This window comes from Enterococcus sp. AZ109 (genome assembly GCF_051714625.1).
In the GTDB taxonomy this organism is placed as follows: domain Bacteria; phylum Bacillota; class Bacilli; order Lactobacillales; family Enterococcaceae; genus Enterococcus_A.
Window position 1 is genome coordinate 3236705 of record NZ_JBIOSF010000001.1, and the last position, 16182, is coordinate 3252886.

Annotated in this window: 11 protein-coding genes; 10 read left to right on the plus strand and 1 reads right to left on the minus strand. The window is 34.6% G+C overall.

The annotated features are described in order from the left end of the window. The first annotated feature begins 2 nt into the window (after positions 1-2). The 10 genes from IGI42_RS16010 (at position 3) to IGI42_RS16055 (ending at position 14445) form a co-directional block, all read left to right on the plus strand. On the plus strand, positions 3-1217 hold the full coding sequence (locus IGI42_RS16010; protein WP_438717063.1) for an ABC transporter ATP-binding protein: 1215 nt from the start codon (positions 3-5) through the stop codon (positions 1215-1217). Between the two features lie 26 nt (positions 1218-1243). Then, entirely contained in the window at positions 1244-4213 is a 2970-nt protein-coding gene (locus IGI42_RS16015) for a rhamnan synthesis F family protein (RefSeq protein ID WP_438716868.1), read from the plus strand. After that, positions 4200-5492 carry a DUF2142 domain-containing protein gene (locus IGI42_RS16020; protein WP_438716869.1) on the plus strand — a complete coding sequence of 431 codons (1293 nt, stop codon included), beginning with the start codon at positions 4200-4202 and terminating at the stop codon, positions 5490-5492. Before IGI42_RS16015 ends, IGI42_RS16020 begins: the two co-directional genes overlap by 14 nt. Before the next feature lie 23 nt (positions 5493-5515). Further along, positions 5516-6763, plus strand: a complete 1248-nt coding sequence (locus IGI42_RS16025; RefSeq protein WP_438716870.1) for a glycosyltransferase family 4 protein — start codon at positions 5516-5518, stop codon at positions 6761-6763. A gap of 76 nt (positions 6764-6839) precedes the next feature. Next, complete coding sequence (locus tag IGI42_RS16030) at positions 6840-8309, plus strand: glucosyltransferase domain-containing protein (protein ID WP_438716871.1); 1470 nt, start codon at positions 6840-6842, stop codon at positions 8307-8309. Positions 8310-8500: 191 nt separating this feature from the next. Next, a complete protein-coding gene (locus IGI42_RS16035) occupies positions 8501-9217 on the plus strand; it encodes a glycosyltransferase family 2 protein (RefSeq protein ID WP_438716873.1) in 717 nt (238 codons plus the stop codon). Continuing rightward, a complete protein-coding gene (locus IGI42_RS16040; protein WP_438716874.1) occupies positions 9217-9576 on the plus strand; it encodes a DUF2304 domain-containing protein in 360 nt (119 codons plus the stop codon). The genes IGI42_RS16035 and IGI42_RS16040 overlap by 1 nt, the downstream gene beginning before the upstream one ends. After that, the gene (locus tag IGI42_RS16045; RefSeq protein WP_438716875.1) at positions 9569-10354 is read left to right on the plus strand and encodes a glycosyltransferase family A protein; all 786 of its coding nucleotides are present in this window, start codon (positions 9569-9571) and stop codon (positions 10352-10354) included. The genes IGI42_RS16040 and IGI42_RS16045 overlap by 8 nt, the downstream gene beginning before the upstream one ends. Positions 10355-10451: 97 nt before the next feature. Continuing rightward, entirely contained in the window at positions 10452-11714 is a 1263-nt protein-coding gene (locus IGI42_RS16050; protein WP_438716876.1) for a lipopolysaccharide biosynthesis protein, read from the plus strand. Positions 11715-11985: 271 nt separating this feature from the next. Continuing rightward, entirely contained in the window at positions 11986-14445 is a 2460-nt protein-coding gene (locus IGI42_RS16055) for a GH25 family lysozyme (protein WP_438716877.1), read from the plus strand. 285 nt (positions 14446-14730) lie between these two features. Here the strand turns inward: IGI42_RS16055 and IGI42_RS16060 are convergent. Beyond that, a protein-coding gene (locus IGI42_RS16060; RefSeq protein WP_438716878.1) for an IS3 family transposase occupies positions 14731-15869 on the minus strand; the annotation gives its coding sequence in 2 pieces (ribosomal slippage) (positions 14731-15593 and positions 15593-15869; 1140 coding nt in all). Positions 15870-16182: the final 313 nt, after the last annotated feature.

The following is a 16182-nucleotide window of genomic DNA, read 5'->3' on the forward strand; positions in this document are numbered from 1 at the left end:
TGATGAATAATGAAGTAGCAGTAAAGGTAGAGCATGTGAGTAAGTCTTTTCGTTTGCCAACGGAGAGTACCACGAGTTTGAAACGAACACTAGTAAATTATTTTAAAGGTGTGAAAGGCTATCGTGAACAAAATGTTTTAAGAGATATCTCTTTTGAAGTGAACAAAGGAGATTTTTTCGGAGTTGTAGGAAGAAACGGTAGTGGAAAGTCAACCTTACTAAAAATCATATCTCAGATTTATGTTCCTGAAAAGGGAGCTGTTGAGATAGATGGAAAGCTGGTTTCGTTTATTGAATTAGGTGTAGGCTTTAACCCAGAATTAACTGGACGTGAGAATGTTTACTTAAATGGCGCAATGCTAGGATTCTCAGAAAAAGAGATTGATGAAATGTATAATGATATTGTTGACTTTGCTGAACTATCAGAATTTATGAGTCAGAAATTGAAAAATTATTCTAGTGGTATGCAGGTGCGGTTAGCTTTTTCGGTAGCTATCCAAGCCAAAAGTGACATTTTAGTCTTAGATGAAGTTCTAGCCGTAGGTGATGAAGCTTTTCAAAGAAAATGCAATGATTATTTTATGCAAGCTCGAAAAGAGAAAAAGACGATCATTTTAGTTACTCATTCGATGGAAGCTGTTAGGAAATATTGCAACCGCGCATTAATGATTGATAAAGGTGAAGTTAAAGTGTTAGGAACACCTGACGAAGTTGCAAACCAATATTCACTAGACAACGTTTTTGAATCCGGATCATCTACAGTAATAGAGGGTGAAGGTAAGAGTAATCAAGAGGTAAGTAATGTTAAAAATCTGCAGGTAAAACTGTTGAGTAAAGACTTATTAGATTCTGAAGATCGTTATGTTGAGTTTGAAGTCACCTATGAGGTTGACAAAGCTATAGATACTTATATTGCCTTTTCTTTAACTGATATCGATAGAAATGTTTGGATGTACAATGACAATTCAATGGAGCGCATGACAAAAGGTTCTGGAATAAAACGTATGCGATATAAATGTGAACTAGATAAAATAAATCAATGTAAATTGCAGTTGACAGTATCTGTTCGAAACGAAAAGTCTGAACCGTTGGTGTTTAGTGATGCGACAAACTCCCCAATCATAGTCTTGACACCGAAAGTAGGATTGAGTGAGAGCGCCCGTGATTCAAGTACAGGTATATTGACACGAAATGGAAAATGGGAATTTGAAAAATAAATTGAAGTGAAAGGGAGCAACATTAGATGAACAATATTGTTTCGATCATCGTAACCAGTTACAATCATGGACAATACATAGAAGAATGCTTAAGAAGCATTTTTTCTCAGACTTACAAAAAAATTGAGTTGCTGGTGATCGATGATGGATCCTCTGATGCTTCTGATCTGATAATCAAACATACCTTACATGATTCTCCTTTCGAAGTAACAGAATATCTGACGCAAAATAATTCAGGCGTATGTGTTACTAGAAATCGAGGACTAGAATGGGCAACGGGTGAATACCTGTTGTTTATTGATAGTGATGATTATATTGACTCAGATTTTGTAGCTAACTTGGTCGAAGTAGCAAAGACCAAATCCGCAGATATTGTTTATTGCGATTTAGCAGATATAGATACACAAATGATTCATATGAAAGCTAAACCATTCGATAAAATCACTTTTCTTCAAGGGAACTACATTAGTAATACGTCATTAATACGTCGATCTATTATTGGAGAGACACGATATGATTTGCAGTTAAATCGTGAGTTTTTAGAAGATTATGATTTTATAATGCAATTAATATTTGAAAACGGTGCTCTTCCTTTTTACGCTAAACAAAACAAATTGAATTATCGTGTTTTGGACAGTTCAATTTCTAGAAAAGATGACCATTTATCTCGTGAATACTTTTACCGTATCTATTTATATATTTTAAAAAAACATATACTGACTTACTCGGATGAAGTATTTCAAGCAATCAAAAACAATGATTTAATCTTAGAAACTAGAATAGCAGAGCTGATTAACCATCTTTCAGACATAACAGATTATGTTAAAGAATTAGAAGATGAGAATAAAAAACTCAAAGAACAAAATGAACAGATGTATCAAATGAATCAGCTAGTAATTCAAGATAAACAGTTGATTCTAAATACTGCTTCTTATCGTGTAGGAAATATGATTATTAAACCTATTAAGTATGCTGTAGTGGTTGCTAGAGAACCTCGATTGATGAAAAAGGTGATAAAAAAAGGCACGTCCTTTCTTTTGAAGTGTTTAAAGAAAATACCAAAACCGCAAAAGCTTGTATTGAAACAGTTACGGGCAGTTAGACGTAATCAAAACGAATATAATAATCCAAAACGTTATTTAATTTATGTCATTTACGAAGAGCAAAAACATTTGCAAGAGTACAAGCTGCTTTTTTTAAATGCTTTGAAAGAACTTTCTACAGAGGTGTTAATTGTGGTTAATGGAGAACTACCTTCTGAAGATATCGGAAAGCTCAAGAATTGTGGACAAGTTATTTGCCGTGAAAACCAAGGATACGACGCAGCGGCTTTTCGTTATGGAATTCGTTTCACAGGAGCAGATAAGCTCAGACAGTTTGATGAGATACTCTTGGTAAATGATACCAATGTAGGACCAATGTTTGATCTAGCAAATAGTTTTAAAGAAATGGCTAAACGAAAATTGGATTTTTGGGGAATTTCTTATGGTGAAGAACAGCCTGACATTACAGGATACAATCCATATAAATTCATACCCGTTCATTTGCAGTCTTATTTCTTAGTTATTGAGAAGAGTATGTTTGACCACCAAAGCTTTTATAAATATTGGGATGAATTGCAAGATACAGATTCTCGTAATAAAGCTGTAGGACTCCATGAGACAGTTTTTACTAAACATTTTTCGGATTTGGGATTTAAACATGATGCATTAGTGAGTAATAACGAAGATAGTGGGATATATATTCATCCATTACGCATGTTAAAAGAGGGAGTTCCCTTAGTTAAGTACTCTGCGTTTAAAAATTACAACAATGATAAGTTCTTATGGCAAGGATTAGATCGAAAAACCGAAATTCCTAGTTTGATTCAATATATTGAGAACAACACTACGTATCCCATTCGTATTGTGCATGAAATTCTTCAAGACATTAAGTCAAAAGAAAAGGAAAAATATATCTTGATTATTGATGGCGTAGAAAATAAGATTCCACAGTGTACAAGGTATCGAGTTTTAAATAAAGCCGAACAACTTCGCTCGTTTGGATTTAATGTAAAAGTTGTAGGAATTTCGAGATTTCAACTCCTTGATGCTGAATTTGCTAGTCTAATTATAATATATCGCTGTGGTTATAGCGATATATTAGCAGAACTATGCAGATTAGCAAAACAGTTCGATAAAACTGTCTTATATGATATTGATGATCTAGTGATTGATACTAAATACACTGATTTGTTGGATTATACTAAAAACTTATCCAAAGTTGAAAAAGGGAATTATGATGCAAATGTTGACGGCTATGGACGCATGTTGAAGTTGTGCGATGGAGCGGTCACATCCACGACAAAACTTCAAGAAGAGTTGTATGACTATCAAAAAACTGTACTTTTAAATCGTAACTTAGCAAGTCGAGAATTAATTGAGATAAGTAGAAAGTCCGCAAAAGATTACACTTTGTCATCTAATAAGATAAAGATTGGCTATTTTTCAGGTTCAATTACACACAATGAAAATTTTGAATTGGTAAAGGGTGCACTTATTAAGTTACTTAATAAATATCCACAAGTTGAACTTCATTTGGTGGGTCATCTGACTCTGCCTGACGATCTTAAAAATTTTAAAAGCCAAATTATTACGCATGATTATGTTGAGTGGCATGAATTACCTAAATTGATTAGTGAGGTAGATATTAATCTAGCACCGTTAACAAACACTGTCTTCAACGAAGCAAAATCAGAAATTAAATGGCTGGAAGCTGCATTAGTTAAAGTTCCTACTGCAGCTAGTAATATTGGCGCATTCAAAGAAATGATTCAAGATGGACAAACTGGCTTAGTTATTAATGATGGTGATTGGTTTGACAGATTAGAAGCATTAGTGATATCTGATACCAAGCGCCAAGAAATTGCAGAGTCAGCCTATCTTTACGTAATGAAGCATTGTGTCACATCAAATAAACTAGATGATTTGGTAGGTTATGTTAATGAGAATAAATAAAATTGAAAATATTTTTGCTTTAATGGCAACTTTATTTATTGGAATAGCTATAATTGTGATGCCTATTAACCGTGTGCCTGATGAAATGAACCATGCACGAATGGCATGGGGAATTGTATATGAAGAAACTGCCGATAGCTTTAAATGGATGGATAGTGTCAGTAGTGATTCTCTGATTGACAAAAAAGAATATAAGGAATTATTTACCAAGAAAGAGGATTTCCAACATGAAAACTTCAAGTTACAATTTGGGTTAAAAAACATTATGCATTTGCCTCAGCTTTTTGGAATGTTGTTAGGGAGAATCATCTATCCCTCAATTGGGGTTATGGTAACTTTAGGTCGTATGTTTAATGCGCTATTTTATGTCATAGGAATGTATTTTATTCTAAAAAAGATGCGTTATGGCCGTCTGCCTTTATTTGGCATCTCCTTATTGCCTATTATGATACAGCAAGCTGCCTCTCTATCTTATGATGTTGCGAACTATCTGGCAATTACAGGCTTTTTTGCTTTTTTAACTCAACTGTCTATGAACAGAGTGCTTACAAAAACGAAACTGATTCAGCTTTTGCTTTGGGCTATCGCTTTATATGCAACTAAAGTAAATAATTTGATGTTACTCATGCTTCCATTATTGCTAAACCTTCGCTTAGATGAAACACATAAAAGACTCAACACGTTCTTGGATGATTTAACATCCTGGTTTGTAAAGCGTAAGTTTCAATTAATAGGCGCTGGTATTGTAGGGGTTATAATTATACTTGTTGTTGTTGGTCAATTTTTTGATATTGTTCATTTTACAAGGGTAATGATCAATACTATATTTTTTAACAATTTAAATAGTCACTTAAATACTATATTGACAATTGGTATGTTTGGCTACTTTGGTAATTTTGCTATACAGATGCCACTCTGGTTAATTTTCTTAGATGTAGCTTTGTTAGCATTGCTATTTTCTTTAAAAGTTGATGTTGAGTTGAATAAGTATTTCGGTCTTTTATCAGGTTTGATGGTTCCTTTACAGATCAGTGCTATAATTGCAGGTATGTATATTGCATGGACGCCATTAGTCCTCGGAGAAAACGCCAATATTTCTGTAGGTGCACAGGGAAGATATTTCACACCTTTCCTTATTTTCTTTGTTCCTTTGTTTGTTAGTTTTAGTGATAAACTAAATCTAAGCTATAAAAAAACCTTTATTGAGGGATTAACAATTGGAATGTGTGTGCTCAATTTCTTGATAATGCTGCTACTGGTTATCCCTTTTTACTGGTAAACATAAATGTTAGAGGTGTCAAAATGACAAAAAAGGTTTTATTCATCTCACCAACAGGTACTTTTGATAACGGTGCAGAGATTTCTATTTTTTATTTAATGAAACTGTTAGTTGAGCAAGGGTATGAAGTGCATAATGTTGCTCCACAGACTCATGCTGCTATTCAAACTGAGTATTATGATAAATATGAGAAGTTAGGAATCCATGTTCATTTTATACCTGTTTTAAAGTGGTGGTGGGAAGATGCACCTGGTGGCCTTCCTGGATCTATTGAGGATCGAGGGGTATTTTACCGAGAAAATATTTCCCGAATTCGTCAATTAATTCAAGAAGAAGAAGTTTCTTATGTTATTAGTAATACAGTTAATGTCTTTCAAGGAGCAGTAGCTGCAGCGTGTGAATCTGTGCCTCACTATTGGTTAATTCACGAGTTTCCTTCAGATGAGTTTGCTTATTATCGAAAAAAAATCGATTTTATAGCTGAATATAGCGATGAAATATATTGTGTAACCGGTAATTTACATCTAGCATTGCAGGAACTGTTTCCAAAGCGTCAGGTGAAAAAATTTATTTCTTTTACTGAATTAAAGCCAGTAAAATTGAAAATAGGTCAAAAAAATAGAATTGTATCGATTGGTCGAATCACTAAACGAAAGAATCAGCTTGAACTCATAAAAGCTTATAAAAATTTAGATCGACCAGAAATTGAGTTAGTCTTCATTGGTGCTTGGGACAAAGATTACAAAAATATTTGTAGTCAATATATTCATGATAATAATCTATTGAATGTCACATTCATCGGCAACAAAAAAAATCCATGGGAAGAGTTAACCGATCAAGATATTTGTGTGTATTCTTCAGCTATGGAAACTTTTGGATTAGTATATGTTGAGGCATTATTAAATGGAATACCTGTAATTTTATCAGACAATCCAGGTCATCAATCTGCATACGAAATTTTTGAATTTGGAACGATGTACTCTTTGGGGGATATTGAGGAGCTTACAAAAAAAATGAAGCAACTGATTGACAACTTTTCTGAAGAAAAATATTTGGCTATGAAACAGGTTGCAACAGTTCAGAAAAAATATCAGGCTTCGATAGCCTACAAGAATATCGTAGATGATTTGAGAAAAAATACAATAGTAGAACCAAAAGCAGTTCGACATCTGGCAAGTATTCTGAGCACGAATGAACAAAAAACATTGTTAAATAGAACAGAAACAAAAATTAGAAGAATAGTGAGTAAAATTAAGACTAGGCTCTTCTAAATGATAGTTAGCATCACAATCGCATGATAACAGATATCAAACTCATAATATGTTTGTTTAGGTAGGGTGGTATATATTGAAAGAAGAAACTAAAAAGGTCAAGAAATTGTTATACGATAATAGGTATAGGTTAGGTATGGTCGTTCTTATTTATCAATCGACGTTAATTGCTATAGGCCTAGTAAACTTTCCGTACTTGGATGATGCTGCTAGGCAATTGAACGGTAGAACTGATTTTGCTTTCAGCTATTCTCGCTGGGGAAGCGAAATTGCTTCTTGGTTTGTCCAAGGAAGTCGTCACTTAACAGATCTGGGCTTGACTACGCCAATTTTGACAGGCTGCATACTAGCAATTACAAGTATTCTGGCAGTCTACATTTTAAATAATAAGAAATTAGAATGGGTACCTTTGGCTTGCTCAACGATTATTGGACTAAATCCTTGGTTCTTACAGTGTGTCAGTTTTCGATTTGACAGCCCTTATCTGGCTTTAAGTCTTTTCTTTTCTATTTTCCCTTTCTTATGGTGGTGCAATAAAACTATCTTTTTCTGTCTTTCTTTTTTTAGTGTCTTTGCTATGTGCAATACATACCAATCTTCTTCTGGCATCTATATTGTAATGGTACTTACTCTTGGCTTGAGAGATCTGCTAAGCGATACTAACATTAAAGAATTGATGCGTAATGTCTTAATTGCAGCAGTATCATACTTTCTAGGTATGTTCCTCTTTTTATTCGAGATGAGGTTTAATCCAGAGCTATCTTCTCGTGGGGGCACTACTCAGATAGCTGGAATTTTTGAAATGCCTCAAACAATTGTCAAGAATATCTATAATTATTTTGGTACAATTTTAACTCAGAGCGCTAAAATTTGGATTGTTTTAACTGCTTTGATATTTATATTATTTTTAATCAAGACTTTGTTCGCCTCGCAAAAAACTAGTATATTAACTATTATTATAACTTGCTTATATTTAGTGTTAGCAGCTGTTTTTAGCTATGGTGTCTTATTGGTTTTTTCTGAAAGTTTAGCTACTTGGAATCCTAGGTATGCCTACGGGTTTGGTGTTTTTGTAGCAATTATAATGATTCGTTTGACTTCAAAAAATGAGTTTAAGTCGATCAATTGGGTAAGTAAAGGTATCTCATTATTATTTACGTACTATTTAATAAGCTTTGTTTTTACTTATGCTGTGACCCTGGAATACCAGAAAGAATCTTTGGAGAAACAAAGTGTTATACTAGCAACGGATTTAAAAACGGTCCTTTCAGATGAAAACAAAAATATCTATATGAATCGTTTTTTTAACGAAACTCCAATATTATTAAATAGTGAAATCAACTATCCTATTCTGAGAGCACTGATACCGAGAAATAGCGACCTCTATTTTATTAACCAAATAATTCTTAATACGTATACGGGTGTAGGTGTATCAATTACCCCTATACCCGAAGAGTTCGATCAAGCAAGCGCGGAACTAGTGCTATCTAATATCTACTACGATATCTATTCGAAAGATAAATCTCTCTATATTTTTATGAAATGATATAAAAACAACACAACAAAGTGTAAGAAACAGTAAAATGAATATATTTTGAGTTTGAGGAAATATGTACCACGGGAATTTAGTCGGGTACTAGCACTTATTAACTGAAGTAACGATTTTGTTAAAGCGGTTTGTTTTCGAAAGAATTTAAGTTAAAATGAGTAAAAAAAAATACCCAATAGGAGAATTTAATGAAAGTTTTACTAATCATACCGGCTTACAACGAAGAAGAAAGCATTTTAGATACTATACAAAATATAGAAGAGTATAAACAAATTGCTAATTATTCGTTAGACTATATTGTTATCAATGATGGTTCGACCGACTTAACTTCTAAAATATTAGATGACTCTCAAATTAATCACATTGACCTGATTATAAATTTAGGTATCGGAGGTGCTGTCCAGACTGGTTATAAATATGCGCTGCTTAATGGTTACGACGTGGCAGTGCAATTTGATGGAGACGGGCAGCATGATATTCACTCATTAGATCAAGTTGTCTATCCAATCTTTAGAAATGAAGCTGATTTAGTGATTGGATCTCGATTCGTCGATAATAACAAATCGGTGTTTCAAACCACAGCCATGCGTCGAATGGGTATTAACATTATTTCTTTTTTTATTAAATTAGTAACTGGGAAAAAAATACTAGATACTACATCAGGATATAGAGCGGCAAATAAGAAGGTTGTTTCTCAATTTTCACAGCGATACCCGACGAAATATCCAGAACCAGAATCTATTGTTCATGTATTAAAAAGAAATTTGAAAGTGGAAGAATGCTCGGTAAATATGTTTGATCGTCAAGGAGGGACATCCTCTATTACACCGATTAAGTCTGTTCGTTATATGATTGAGGTATGTTCTTCTATTTTAGTAGCTGCATTGATGAAGGAGAAAGACTAATGAATATTTTTTCGATTTTTATGCTAATAACTGCCGTATCTTTTTTGTATTTCATTTTTCGTAGCATTAACAAAAATATTTTCTTGTTTGGAAATGCGATAGTTTGGATTGCTATCGGAATTGTCCTAGTTATCTTTTCTTTATTTGGAAATATTCCAGCTTGGCTTAGCGAAATTCTGGGATTTCAACTGACCTCTAATTTCTTACTTTTTTTAGCAGTTATTTTTTTATTGGTTATAACTTTCATGCAGTCATTGCAGCTGTCAAAATTAGAAAATCAGTTACATATAATTATCCAAGAGTTATCTATTGCTAAGGTAGAAAAAAATACTAAAAAGGTTGAAAAAGAGAATGAATAATTACTGTCAAGAACATACTTTTGTAATTTGTGCATATAAAAAAAGCCTTTATTTGGAGGATTGTATTTTGTCTTTGGAAGCACAAACAGTAAGCACTAATATCATCCTATATACATCAACACCTTCGAGCTTTTTAGACACAATAGGGAGAAAGTATAATATACCTATTTATACTCAAACAGGTGGATCAATTGGTAAAGATTGGAATAATGCTTTATCCTTCGTAAAAACTAAATATGCAACAATTGCGCACCAAGATGATGTTTATGATGATACCTATGTTGAAAAAGTGATAAATGAATTTAAAAAAGATTCGGGCTGTCTAATTGCATATCCTGATTATTCAGAATGGAAAAACGGTGAAATTATTCCCAAAAATGTAAATCTGAAAATCAAACATGCAATGTTAGCCACGATGAATATTTTTCCAAGATCTAAATTCTGGAGGAAGTGTATACTAGCTTTTGGTAATCCTATTAGCTGTCCAGCAGTCAGCTACAATCTAGAAATATTAAAAGATTTCAAGTTTAATGAATCCATGCGAGTTTCTTTAGATTGGCTGGCATGGTATCAAATTAATCAGTATGACGGATCCTTTCATTTTGTGGATGAACAGTTGATGTTTCATCGGATTCATGAAGAGTCTGAAACTTCTAATACTATTTCAGATAATACAAGAACTAATGAAGACTTATTGATGTATCAAAAATTTTGGCCAAAGCCTATTGCTCATTTACTTATGAGGTTTTATAAAAAGAGTCAAATGACAAACGAATAGAAGCAATATCCGCTCTAATTGGGAATATCATTAGTTTGTTCTAGGTCAAGATAAGCAAGAATGTTTTATACGAAGAACAAAGATGGGGACTGTGTAAATGAATAATGTATACGAGAAAATCCTAAAAAAAGAACCGGATGTAAAAGCGAATGGGATATGGTATAGCATAGGAATGTTCACCTTCTCATTTTCATCTGTTTTTCTTTTATTGATTGTTACTCGAGTTTTAGGAACTGTTGAGGCTGGAATTTTTTCTATTGGTTGGGCTGTATGCCAGCAGATGCTGACAGTAGGGCAATTTGGTACTAGAAATTTTCAAGTTGCCGATATAAATAAGCGCTACAATTTTCATTACTATTTTTCTTCTAAGTTTTTTACTGTAATACTGATGCTTTTTGGAAGTATTATCTATGCCAAAATTATCCAGTTGGATCAACAAAAAACGATGGTAGCTTTTTCATTAACTCTATTAATGAGTGGGGAAGCTTTTGCTGATGTTTTCTCTGGTTTTTTTCAGCAAAATGAACGATTAGAAATTTCTGGAAAGTCGTATTTTTTTCGAATTATAGGCTATGATTTCTTATTTGTTCTTAGTCTGTTTTTACTCGACAGTCTAGTTATTTCCATAATTTGCGCAGCGGTATTTTCTTTTTTATGGTTGTTTTTGATTGACTATCAGCTAATCAAACGTTCTAAAAAAGATACTGAAAAGCTGCGATCAAGAAAATTCGTTGCTCTGTTCATTGAATGTTCACCTATTTTCTTGAGTGCGTTTTTAACCAACTATATTATTAATATACCCAAAAACTCGATAGAATTACTTTTATCTGATCAATTTCAGTCAGTCTACAATGTATTGTTTATGCCCTCGTCTATAATTACTTTGTTTATGTCTTTTGTTTTGGTGCCTTTATACACGAATATCTCGCGATCTTGGAATGAAAATAGAATAGATGAGTATCTTGCGATCATTAAAAAAATTATAGGAATAATATTTGTTTTAACAGTATTAGCCATTGTAGGAGGATATGTCGTAGGAATTCCTCTTTTGTCATTAGTTTATTCGATTGATTTGTCTCCATATAAAAAAGAATTTGTATGCCTGTTGCTTGCGGGAGGGCTAAATAGTTTAGCAAACGTATGTATTTATTTATTAACTGTTGCGGGGAGACAAAAGTACTTGCTTTATATTTATTTTGTGGTTTCTGCACTAGTAACATTAATTAGTAACAGAATTGTTTCTGCGTATCATATGATGGGTGCAACAGTAATTTATTTACTTAGTGTGAGTATTCTTGTTAGTTTTCTTACACTAATGATGTGGAATGTGTTTAGAGCTAAAAAGCATTCTATGTTGTAATTGAGTAATAAGAATTAATGCTTCAAACCTTTGATAGGTCTCGTTAAAAAATATCGGAGATGGGATAATTCCCTTCTCCGATATTTTTCATTTACTGTAACTATTAGAAATAGGTACGATGGGTATAGGAGACTTGTTGCAGGTCTTGTCTTGCTTAGTCAGTCCGTGTGAAGGGGCTCTTGATGCGGAATTGCGTTTATTTTTTGGTAAAAAATTGATAAGGATGTGTTAGAATTAATTTTAGGTAAAAATAATCTAAGGAGGAATTTATTTGAAAAAGTGTTCTTTATTACTGGTATCTTTCTTACTTTTCAGTTCAGTAGCACTACCCTCTGTAGCTATAGGAATAGAAAATCGGTCTGGTCAAGAATCGAGCTCGACCTATTCCAAATACTCAGAAGAAATTGTAACGAAAGAAAGTGAAGTTCATAGTGAAAGTACAGAAGTGTCTAGTACGAGTGAGGATCAAAGAACTGAAGAAAGTGTAGAAACTGAGGAAACAATGACTAGCTCGTCAACAGAAATAAGTAGTGGAGCACGGGAGGAAGCGACAACTCAAAGTGAAGAGACTACAACCATGGAAGATGAAGGAGTGGATCCTTCAAATCGCTCAGACTTAGAACAAGTTCGAGCAAGAGCAAGTCTCTCCTTACCGACGCTGACTGTTAATTCCGAAAATCCCGGTAGAGACTTTATCGATGTTTCTTCTCATAATGGTGCAATAAGTGTCTCCAATTACCAAATTATGAAAAGTTACGGTGTTAAAGGCGTTTCTGTTAAGCTTACAGAAGGAACGAGCTATAGAAATCCTTTAGCAGCTAGTCAAATCAATAATGCCAAAGCGGCTGGTCTAGTGGTCTCCACTTATCATTATAGTTGGTTTACATCTGAAGCTGTAGCTAGAGCAGAAGCTGATTATTATGCTAATTATGCTAATGAGTTAGGTTTGGCAAAAGATACTATGATGATCAATGATATTGAGCAATCAACAATCATCGGAACTGCGAATCACACGGATACCTCTTTAGCTTTTGAAAAAAGATTAAATGACTTAGGTTTTTCAAGAGTTAATCACTACATGGGAAATTCGTGGTTAACAAGCGGAATTATCGATCCAAATAGATTGGGGTATAAGAAAATTTGGGTAGCTTCTTACTATTATTCTGTAACTAGTGAAAAAAAACTTACACAATACGGTGCTTGGCAGTATAGTTCGCAAATGACTTTTCCAGGAGTGCCGGGATATTTTGATATATCTGTTGATTATGCATCGGATATTTCTACAAAGCCTAACGCTGGTCCGCCGCAAGGTCCTTGGATTTCAGATAACCGCTATGTAACCTTTACAAAAGCAAATCAAACATTGTATGGCGATTTTGGCTGGAGTAAGCGAGGAAATACCTCAGACAATCTAAATAAAACGTTCAAGTCTACGGGAAAATATTATCATGCAAACGGAACAACCTATTTGTCAATTTATGATGGGCAAGGAAAATGGTTAGGGTATATAGAAGAACAAAACATAGCGATAGCGAATAATGCGCAAGGTCCTTGGATTTCAGACAATCGTTATGCGACCTTTACAAAAGCAAATCAAACATTGTATGGCGATTTTGGCTGGAGTAAGCGAGGAAATACCTCAGACAATCTAAATAAAACGTTCAAGTCTACGGGAAAATATTATCATGCAAACGGAACAACCTACTTGTCAATTTATGATGGACAAGGAAAATGGTTGGGGTATATAGAAGAACAAAACATAGCGATAGCGAATAATGCGCAAGGTCCTTGGATTTCAGATAACCGCTATGTAACCTTTACAAAAGCAAATCAAACGTTGTATGGCGATTTTGGTTGGAGTAAGCGGGGAAATACCTCAGACAATCTAAATAAAACGTTCAAATCTACAGGAAAATATTATCATGCAAACGGAACAACCTACTTGTCAATTTATGATGGGCAAGGAAAATGGTTAGGGTATATAGAAGAACAAAACATAGCGATAGCGAATAATGCGCAAGGTCCTTGGATTTCAGATAACCGCTATGTAACCTTTACAAAAGCAAATCAAATGTTGTATGGCGATTTTGGTTGGAGTAAGCGGGGAAATACCTCAGACAATCTAAATAAAACGTTCAAATCTACAGGAAAATATTATCATGCAAACGGAACAACCTACTTGTCAATTTATGATGGGCAAGGAAAATGGTTAGGGTATATAGAAGAACAAAACATAGCGATAGCGAATAATGCGCAAGGTCCTTGGATTTCAGATAACCGCTATGTAACCTTTGCAAAAGCAAATCAAACGTTGTATGGCGATTTTGGTTGGAGTAAGCGGGGAAATACCTCAGACAATCTAAATAAAACGTTCAAATCTACAGGAAAATATTATCATGCAAACGGAACAACCTACTTGTCAATTTATGATGGGCAAGGAAAATGGTTAGGGTATATAGAAGAACAAAACATAGCGATAGCGAATAATGCGCAAGGTCCTTGGATTTCAGATAACCGCTATGTAACCTTTGCAAAAGCAAATCAAATGTTGTATGGCGATTTTGGTTGGAGTAAGCGGGGAAATACCTCAGACAATCTAAATAAAACGTTCAAATCTACAGGAAAATATTATCATGCAAACGGAACAACCTACTTATCAATTTATGATGGGCAAGGAAAATGGTTAGGGTATATAGAAGAACAAAATGTTGACCTGTCAATTAATAAGTAACGAGCGTGTGAAGAATCTAGATAGATTTAAAGTGGGAACTTTATCAGTATTGGTTAATTCAGAAAAAAGTTTCTAGCTATTTCCCAACTTGAAATTATATTTTGAAAAAAACTTAGATAAAGATAATCCCTTGTATCAGTATCAATGTGGAATGGCACCCCCTTTTTTGACAAAAATTATGTAGTGTATTTTTAAGTGCTTGACGCCTCGCCCGATTGCCCTTGACAACGAGCCTTCCTGGATGTGGTTGCCTCGGTGCGTGGACACTATTCAAGAATCTTGCCCCTACCCAGTGCTAACACATCCAGGCTCATTCTCAAGGGGAGGCTGCGCCAATCTCAGATTTCGGTAGCCAACTGGTGTTTCATAACCAAGTGAGCCATGGATCCGTAAATGATTCCACCAGTTCACGTAGTCAAAAACTTTCAGTTGCAGCTCAGCCGATGTCTCGAACTTATTTGGATAAACAAACTCTACCTTAAATGATTTGTAGGTGGATTCGGCTACTGCATTATCGTAGGGACATCCTTTTTTGCTTAAGGATCGTTCAATCTCGAAGGCGGTCAGAATCTCTTCAATCGTTTGGTTATCAAATTCTTTACCACGGTCTGTGTGGAATAATCGGACTTTTGTCAGAGGGTAGCCGATGCGTTGAAACGCCTGCTTCACTAGCTGTGCGTCCTTATTTGGTCCACATGAATGACCAATAATCTCACGGTTAAATAAGTCAATAATAAAACAGACATAGTGCCACTTCGCACCCACACGCACGTAAGTTAAATCCGTAATAATCGCTTCTAAGGGCTCACGATTGAGCTGGTTCTCAACCGGCGAAAGATTCACGGAAGGGTTGTGATGACGAAATTTAGCTTTCGAATAATTGGATTTCAAGCCACGGGAAGCCATGATGCGTCCGATTTTACGTCGACTGACAGTCATCCCCCGACGAGCCAAAGCAACTTTTATTTTGCGCGTGCCATAGTTTTTCCGACTATGCTCAAATTCTTCTGCGATGGCTTCTTCCAGCTTAGCCTCGCAAGGTGGATCTTTTGGTTGGTAGTAGTATGTTTGTCGAGAGATATGAAAGACTTTGCACATCGCTGATAGAGAGTATTTGTGCTTGTTGGCATCAATTACTTGTCTTTTCGTCCGAATATCAGCGCTGCTTGCTTTAAAATATCATTTTCCATTTCCAACTGCTGGTTTCGTTTGCGAAGAGCAATGAGTTCCTTTTCGGCAGGTGTTAAGCTATCAGCTTCTTTAAATGAGCCGCTTTGTTTCGCTTGGCGTAGCCATTTATCAAATGACGAGGGCGTCAAATCGTATTCTCGGATGATGTCTACTCTTGGCTTTCCTGAGTTGTACAGGTCAATCATTTGTTGCTTAAACTCTTTGGTAAATGTTCGTCGCTGTCTGTTTGACATAAGATGTTTCCTCCAATGTGTTTACTTCTAGTTTACACACCACATCTTTTCTGTCTAGTCTAGTGTAGCCTATCCAATGAAATAAATATTAAAATAAAATTTTATATAGCAATACTATAAATTCTATCTGTGAAGAAGAAATAATCAGTTCTAGGTAGAGCTTTTATTATGTCAAAAAGAAATAGGTGATTCAATGGAAGTAAGTTGAAGCGGCCAAACCTTTCTACATTTGGAAAAAACGATCAAGAAACACTCCAATTAAATAAGTTGAAATTATGAATTAACTAAATAAATTGTTGGATGATTTGAAAAG